Source organism: Rhodothermales bacterium (assembly GCA_013002345.1).
Lineage (GTDB): Bacteria > Bacteroidota > Rhodothermia > Rhodothermales > JABDKH01 > JABDKH01.
Genome location: JABDKH010000046.1, coordinates 1 through 2,042, shown reverse-complemented (window position 1 = coordinate 2,042; position 2,042 = coordinate 1). Strand labels below are relative to the sequence as shown.

1 protein-coding gene is annotated in these 2,042 nt (G+C 57.8%); it reads right to left on the bottom strand.

Features of this window, described 5'->3' with window-relative positions:
• Positions 1-2,042, bottom strand: a 2,042-nt coding sequence (locus HKN37_02170; GenBank protein ID NNE45446.1) for a DUF4982 domain-containing protein, incomplete at both ends; no start/stop codon positions are given.

Here is a 2,042-nt window from a genome sequence, read left to right as displayed (position 1 = left end):
TCTCTATGATGCTGCTTCTCGTCGGCGTGCCATAGTTTTCAAGCAGTCGTCCGTTGCCATCGAGCGTCGAGAAATAGGCCCGGTCAGAAAAGTCCAGGACGCGATTGCCATCCTTGTCGACGGCTTCAGCCATGATCATGACCCGATCTTCACCCAGGTCCTTCTGTGACAGGACCACATCTTGCAACTTGCCATGTCTGCCCACCAGGTACGTGACCTGCAGTTCATCGGATGCGACGAGTTTTCCGTCGACGAAGCCCTCAACGAGCAGATCGTTCGGCCCGTTGGTGAAAGGCACATTCCAGACGAGGCCACCAGCCGGGAAGCTTCGCGGATCCCTTGTTTTTCGCCCCAGGCTCGTGCCATCGAGGTACAGCTCGGACTCCTCCGTGTTGCAGTACACCGCGACGTCACGCCCGTCCTTTGGCCCGTTGCGGTGCGTCCAGGTCTTCGACTCGATGTAACAGAAAGGCTCTTTCGACCAGTAACTGGCAAATACGTAATACGCATCCTTGGGCTTCCCCTCCCGGTCGACCAGCCCCTTCTGATTGACATACGGAATCGGATTCTCGGGCCGCAGCGGAGTACCGAAGTCCTTGAAGGCCCACTGCGCATTCCCTGCAAAACCTGGCAAGTTCTCTGAAACCTGCAGGTGCCAGTCGAACAGATCGACGATATAGTTTTCGTTCCAGTCGGAGCCCTTCGCAACGCTTTTTACGACGGCCTGATTCATGGCTTCAGCCACGGTCACCTGGCCTCCCCGAATGCCGTCCTTGTCGATGGGTTTTTCGGTGTGCCGCCCCACGTGACTTGATCCGCCGTATTCCATGTGCAGGAACGCCGGATACTTCAGCATCGAATCTTTGAGGGCTTCCTCGTACTGGCCGTAAGCGCCCCCATACCAGCCTGCCCAGATTGACGGCGAAAAAGCATCGACAATATCGGCGCCAGGATAATATTTTCGAAGGGTCGTCAGACGGCTCGGATCCAGTTCCTTGGTCAGCTTGTTGAGCTTCGCAAGGTACGGATTGATGACGTCGGTGGCGCCGCCGCCGGGGAAGTCTTCTTCCCAATACATTTCGTTGCCCAGCGACCAAAATGCAATGCTCGGATGGTTCCTGTTTTGTGCGATCTGAGCACGCCAGACGGCTTCAGTGTTCTGCTCCCACAAAGCACCGCCCTTGCCGCCACGGCACCAGGGCAACTCGTCCCAGATGATCAGGCCGAACTCATCGGCGGCCCGGTATACCTCCGGGTCCTGGGGGTAATGACCCAGGCGCACGAAGTTGGCACCCATGTCTTTGATCATCTGCATATCCTTGCGGTGCTGCTCATTGGACAGCGCAGCACCCAGACCGGCGTGATCCTCGTGGCGGTGAGTGCCGCGGATCAAGAGACGCTCGCCATTCAGAAAGAATCCCTGCTGCGGCCGCATCTCGAACCACCGGTAGCCGAACGACTCGCTAACGTCATGAATCACCGTGTCGTCCGGGCCGATCAGTTCGACGACCACCCGGTAAAGGCTGGGTGTCTCGGGCGACCACAATTGCGGGCTGTCGAGCGAATCGAATTCGAGCTCGACTTCCCGAACACCGGGCATCACCGGTAACTCGACCTCGTTCGAGTCAAGCACGTCCCCACCCGGTGAAAGGAGATCAGCACGCACGCGCGTCACCGCACTGCTCGCCGCAGCACTGTCGACGACGACGGTGACTTTCGTCGACGCGCGCTCGCGGCTGACTTCCGGCGTATCGATCCATACGCGCTGGATGTAGTCTTGCGGCAGGTTCTTCAGCCAGACATCTCGGGTAATGCCACCGTGTATGAAGAAATCGGATTTCTGCGAGGGGATCAGGTTCGGGTTGTAGGCATTGGTCACCCTGACCATCAGGAGATTTTCGTCATCGGACTTCAAGTAATCGGTGATCTCGATATCGAAGCCCACATATCCGCCAACGTGGCGTCCCGCCAGTTGACCGTTGACGTAGACATCCGTCTCCATGTTTGCGCCTTCGAAATACAAGACCTGACGATGCTCGCCG